We start from the raw sequence: 4,606 nt of genomic DNA on the forward strand, positions 1-4,606 counted from the left end.
GCTTTGACATGACGGAATGGGTTGGCGATGGCACCGGCAGTTCCATCACGGCCGGCACCGTGACCAGGTTTATTGGCGGCAACAATCCCGGCCTGCAGGGGACGTCGAGTGTGCCGATCAATCTGAGCGTTAACACAACGCTGTCCGGGCTTCACAACCGGGCACTCTGCCACAACAACAGCGCCGGCGCGACGTGCACACATACGCTGCCGCCTGCCGTGCCTGGCCTTCGGATCGGCTTTGCCGGGGTACACGCAACCCATGTCATGAACATCGAGCCCAACGGGACGGACACGATCAAGGGCGGCGGTGCAGGCAAATATCTCATTCTCGATCCCGGCGAGCGTGTAACCCTGGAGGCATACGCAACGGGCTCATGGGTGGTCAGCGCGACAGTCGGTTGGGCGGGCGATTTCGAGTTGTGACTTTGTCGTTGTGAATGACCGAATCGCCTAGGTTGCTTTTTTGATCCAAATAGTCGAACGAAAGATATGGTCCTCGCTCTGTGGTCAATGGTGGCCGTGACCACCTTTATACTTGTGGCCCGCCACAATCGGGTTTCTGTTGTAGCGATTGGCTATATCGGCCTTCTTGCTTATTCGGTGCCCGCGCTGATTGGCTTCACGCGGCCTGTGAGCGCGAAAGGATTGGTGCCATATCTTGAGCCGGCGTCGTCGGAAGCAATTCTGGTGATGGTCGCTGCTTGGCTAGGGTTCGGGTTGGCGCTGCTGCTGATGCCTTCGTCTGTGGGCGGCAGGCGTCCCCCTTGTTACCAACTGCACCCGATGCGGGTCATCTGGTTCATTCGGTGCGCGCTGATCATTTCTTTAGCCTGCTATGCATGGATGGCAAACAGGGCTGGACTTGAGTGGTACGCGATGGAGCGTGCCGACATCTATGACGCCGTCGGTGGGCTCATTTCCATCGTGTGGCGTTGGGTCAGCGGCATCGGTCTTCTGGCATCAATCTATTTCGATAGGCCATGGGGTCGCGGCGCTCGTATTTATCAAGCCATCTTTGCGTTAATGGTCGCACTTAATGCGATCGCGGGTGATCGGACGGTCCCGGTGATCTTGGCAATGGCGTTTGCCATCGTGTTATTGTGGGAGTGGCCGATAACGAAGGCGGCCCTGCATTGGAAGGCATGGGCGATCGGGCTGGCGACGCTTGCGATCATCTTCTTTATGAAGCCCTTCTATCTGGCCTACAAACGCGACCTGCCGTTTGGCAGGATGCTGACAGGCGGTTCTGATCCGATGGCTATGGTGGCCTCCTGGGAAGCCTTCGGCACTCATGAAAACATCGAAGGGCTGATTAGGAGTAGCACGACCTATCCATGGTGGAACACGGTTCGCGATACCTTGGCGCAACTGCTAATTCAGCCGTCGGCCTTCGGCTTCGACAGCACTGGGTTCAACACGGTGCTCCAGACCCAGATATTTTCACAGGCGTTGTACGGCTTGGCTGGTACATTCTGGGGGCAGGCGTGGGCGATTGGCGGTATTCCCGTTGTGATCGTATTTGGGTTGATCTATGGCGGAGCGTTGGTGGCGTTGCATCATGCTTCGCTCAAAAGTAAGGGTATGTGGTTCTTCTTCTGGATCATCCTCGGCAGCGTGATTGGGGTCTATGCGCACCGGAATGCCTTGGAGAATGTTCTTGCGCAGGCACGGCAGCCATTCGTCGGTTTCGTGACGATTCAGGTCTTGGTGTGGGTACTGCTCTTCGGGCGCTTCCATACCAGCATTCCGGCTGTTCCGATTGTGGGTCGAGACTACGGCAAATGAACTGACGTTGAGCGGCGCCTTGGGGGAGGCAAATGAATGGTGGAGCAGGTATATCTCGATCGGCAGCATGATCGTCTTGTATTCATCGACCAACCAGCCGACGAAGGATTCTGGGACGATCGTTGGGCGCAATCCCTAACAGCAACGGACATTCGGAAAAAGAGCGTCTTTGTCCAGCATGTTACCCGAAAGTATTTAAGCCCGCCTGATCGAGTGATTGATGCAGGCTGCGGTGTGGCAAACACAGTCTTTGGGCTCCATCACGCCGGGTTCGAGGCATACGGACTAGACTTTGCCCCCGTAACCATCGCTAGAATCAAGAAGCACGCCCCCGAACTTAATATCGTTCTCGGCGACGTGCGAGAAATGCCATTCGAGGATGCCTTTTTCGAAGGGGTGTGGTCCTTAGGGGTGATCGAACATTTCAAGGATGGTTACGCATCGATCATCGAGGAGGTACGCCGAGTGCTGAAACCTGGCGGACTCCTTTTCCTAACTGTCCCCAGCGTGTCGCCATTGAGGCGTCTAAAGATGCGGCTCGGTCGATACGAAGATGTGAGTGCCGCGGACATGGCTCGATTTTACCAATTTGCCTTCACCCCGAACGACACAATTAGAACGATCAGCGGGATGGGGTTCCGGCTTTTGGAAAGTCGGTCCAGGGGCGGATATCTGGGGTTGATGCGGGAAAGCAATTTGTTCAAGCGCCTGCTTGAACCATTGTATGAGAGCCGGTCGCGACCGATGGTGACCTTACGACGCGCGATCGACTTAGTGATCAGTCCAGTATCGTTTCACACAAAGCTGTTCGTCTTCAAAAAGAACTAGCTGAAACTGAATTTTCGAACTCCGACCTCAGTTACTTGTATCCAGCACGAGTTGTCGCGGCGCTTCGACTGAAGTCCTGTTGATCATTTCCGCAGCGTCAACGCGCCGAAGACTCATTCATTGATCTTTATCCTGACGGAGCTTCTCATCGATGTCTCTCAGGCTTTTGTTGTACGCTCGCGTCTCTCGCCGCACCCCTATCGTGGCAATAACTACCCACGCGATAGAGAAGGCGCCGATGAGGACTCCTAAAACTAAATGTCTTATGTCAGGCATATGTGCTTTTGCGCGTCCTAGGTGCGTCAATGACTTACCGAGCGCACGATTCTCTTGCCGATACTCAGAATTTTAAGTCTGTATCTGCCAACTTGGCGAATGATATCCAGAATCATAATCGCCCGCGCCAAGCCTAACCTCCACCCGGCGAACATACCAAAAATCAAAAACTGAACAACTGCCCGGAAGGGCGGAAAGGAAACACCATGGACCGCAACTTCGCGCGGGCGCTTGCGCTTGTTCTCAAATCGGAAGGCGGGTGGTCGGACCATCTGGCCGATCCTGGCGGCGCCACCATGAAGGGCGTGACGCTTGCCAGCTTCCGCCGCTATGTGAAGGCGGGCGCGACAAAGGCGGATCTGCGCGCGATCAGCGACGCGCAGGTCGCCACCGTCTATCGCCGCTTCTACTGGGACGCTGTGCTCGGCGCCGAGTTGCCCGATGGCGTCGATCACGCGGTATTCGATTTCGCCGTCAACAGCGGGCCTGGCCGGGCGGCCAAATATCTGCAGGCGGCCGTCGGCGTTGCGCAGGACGGCCGGATCGGACCGGTCACCGTCGCGGCGGCCAAGGCAAAGCCGGCCGGTGTGACCATCGATGCACTTTGCGATGCGCGGCTGGCGTTCCTGAAGCGGTTGCCGACATGGGCAACATTCGGGCGCGGCTGGTCGGATCGGGTCAGGTCGGTGCGGGTTCAGGCCCTGCTGATGTCGGCGCAGCGCCCCGCCGCACCGGTGACCGCGGCGGCGCCGCCCAGGGTCGAAACATCGGCCAATGGGGCGCCGTCGGTTCGTCTCGAGCAGCCGACGCCCGGCGGCAAGACGGCTGCCGTGGCCGGCCTCCTCGTTCTCATGGCCGGAGCGCTCGCGGCCGTCCGGCATCAGATCGCCGATTTTTTCGGAAGCCTGTTTCGATGACATGGTTCAACACCAATGCGCTGCACAATCTCCTCAACACGCTGATCGCCATCATCTGCGGCGGCGCGCTCGCCGGCTTTGACTGGACGCTGCTCGGCGTGAGCGACCGCACCGCCCTTCAGATCAGCGGCGCCATTGCCCTTGCCAAGATCATCATCAACGCGGTGCGTGACGGGCCGCGCGGCATGGTCGCGCCGGCCAAGGAGACATGAGATGGGAACACTCGCTTTCGCGCTGCTTGGCCAGGCCTGGCCGTATCTTCTGGCAATGGGCGCCGCGCTCGCCGGTGTCTGGACGGCCTACGCCAAGGGCAAGGCCAACCAGAAGGCCAGGCAGGATGCCGCCGACGCCGCGGCGCGCACCGAAGCCCAGGAGATCGACGATGCCGTCGCCGGCCGGGCGCCGGACGACAACAGAGGGAGGCTGGCCAGATGGTCAAAATCATAGCGCTCTCGCTCCTGCTGGCCGGCTGCACCACATCAGGCGGATCGTTCTGCGCGGCCGGGCATCCCATCCGGCCGACAAGGGCAGAGGCGGCGGCCCTTTCCGACGCGTCGGTGGCGGCGATCCTGGCTCACAACGAAAAGGGTCAGAAATTTTGCGGCTGGAGGCCATGATGAACGATCTTTTCGACCTGCTCGGCATCAAGGGACCGGTCGTGGCGGCGGGTCTCGCCGGCGGCGTTCTGCGCGCGCTGTCGCGGCAGCGCTACAAGCTGCGCGAAATGGTGGCCTCGCCGATCTGCGGCGCGCTTGCGGCGGCTTATCTGACGCTGCCGGCGGTCTCCTACGCCAGGAT

General features: G+C 59.1%; 7 protein-coding genes and 1 pseudogene. All 8 read left to right on the forward strand.

From position 1 onward, the window contains the following. On the forward strand, positions 1–425 hold a 425-nt coding region (locus EOA22_RS24915), incomplete at its 5' end, for a hypothetical protein (RefSeq protein WP_164755797.1). 87 nt (positions 426–512) lie between these two features. Further along, entirely contained in the window at positions 513–1,787 is a 1,275-nt protein-coding gene (locus EOA22_RS24920; RefSeq protein ID WP_127419472.1) for a hypothetical protein, read from the forward strand. A gap of 36 nt (positions 1,788–1,823) precedes the next feature. After that, complete coding sequence (locus EOA22_RS24925) at positions 1,824–2,615, forward strand: class I SAM-dependent methyltransferase (RefSeq protein WP_063168559.1); 792 nt, start codon at positions 1,824–1,826, stop codon at positions 2,613–2,615. A 482-nt stretch (positions 2,616–3,097) separates the two neighbouring features. After that, on the forward strand, positions 3,098–3,808 hold the full coding sequence (locus EOA22_RS24930) for a glycosyl hydrolase 108 family protein (protein WP_063168558.1): 711 nt from the start codon (positions 3,098–3,100) through the stop codon (positions 3,806–3,808). Further along, positions 3,805–4,020 (forward strand): hypothetical protein, encoded by a 216-nt coding sequence (locus tag EOA22_RS24935; RefSeq protein WP_063168557.1) that lies wholly within the window; start codon positions 3,805–3,807, stop codon positions 4,018–4,020. Before EOA22_RS24930 ends, EOA22_RS24935 begins: the two co-directional genes overlap by 4 nt. Before the next feature lies 1 nt (position 4,021). After that, the gene (locus EOA22_RS24940; RefSeq protein ID WP_013530787.1) at positions 4,022–4,255 is read left to right on the forward strand and encodes a phage-related exported protein; all 234 of its coding nucleotides are present in this window, start codon (positions 4,022–4,024) and stop codon (positions 4,253–4,255) included. After that, positions 4,240–4,425 (forward strand): hypothetical protein, encoded by a 186-nt coding sequence (locus EOA22_RS24945; RefSeq protein ID WP_063168556.1) that lies wholly within the window; start codon positions 4,240–4,242, stop codon positions 4,423–4,425. Before EOA22_RS24940 ends, EOA22_RS24945 begins: the two co-directional genes overlap by 16 nt. Continuing rightward, positions 4,425–4,606, forward strand: a pseudogene (locus EOA22_RS24950) (hypothetical protein); the annotation flags it as partial. The gene EOA22_RS24945 and the pseudogene EOA22_RS24950, both read left to right, overlap by 1 nt.

Source organism: Mesorhizobium sp. M7A.F.Ca.US.014.04.1.1, assembly GCF_003998745.1.
GTDB classification, from domain to species: Bacteria; Pseudomonadota; Alphaproteobacteria; order Rhizobiales; family Rhizobiaceae; genus Mesorhizobium; species Mesorhizobium ciceri.

Coding starts and splice junctions, on each gene's coding strand:
- EOA22_RS24920 (WP_127419472.1), top strand. CDS start 513: ATGGTGGCCGTGACCACCTTTATACTTGTGGCCCGCCACAATCGGGTT.
- EOA22_RS24925 (WP_063168559.1), top strand. CDS start 1,824: ATGGTGGAGCAGGTATATCTCGATCGGCAGCATGATCGTCTTGTATTC.
- EOA22_RS24930 (WP_063168558.1), top strand. CDS start 3,098: ATGGACCGCAACTTCGCGCGGGCGCTTGCGCTTGTTCTCAAATCGGAA.
- EOA22_RS24935 (WP_063168557.1), top strand. CDS start 3,805: ATGACATGGTTCAACACCAATGCGCTGCACAATCTCCTCAACACGCTG.
- EOA22_RS24940 (WP_013530787.1), top strand. CDS start 4,022: ATGGGAACACTCGCTTTCGCGCTGCTTGGCCAGGCCTGGCCGTATCTT.
- EOA22_RS24945 (WP_063168556.1), top strand. CDS start 4,240: ATGGTCAAAATCATAGCGCTCTCGCTCCTGCTGGCCGGCTGCACCACA.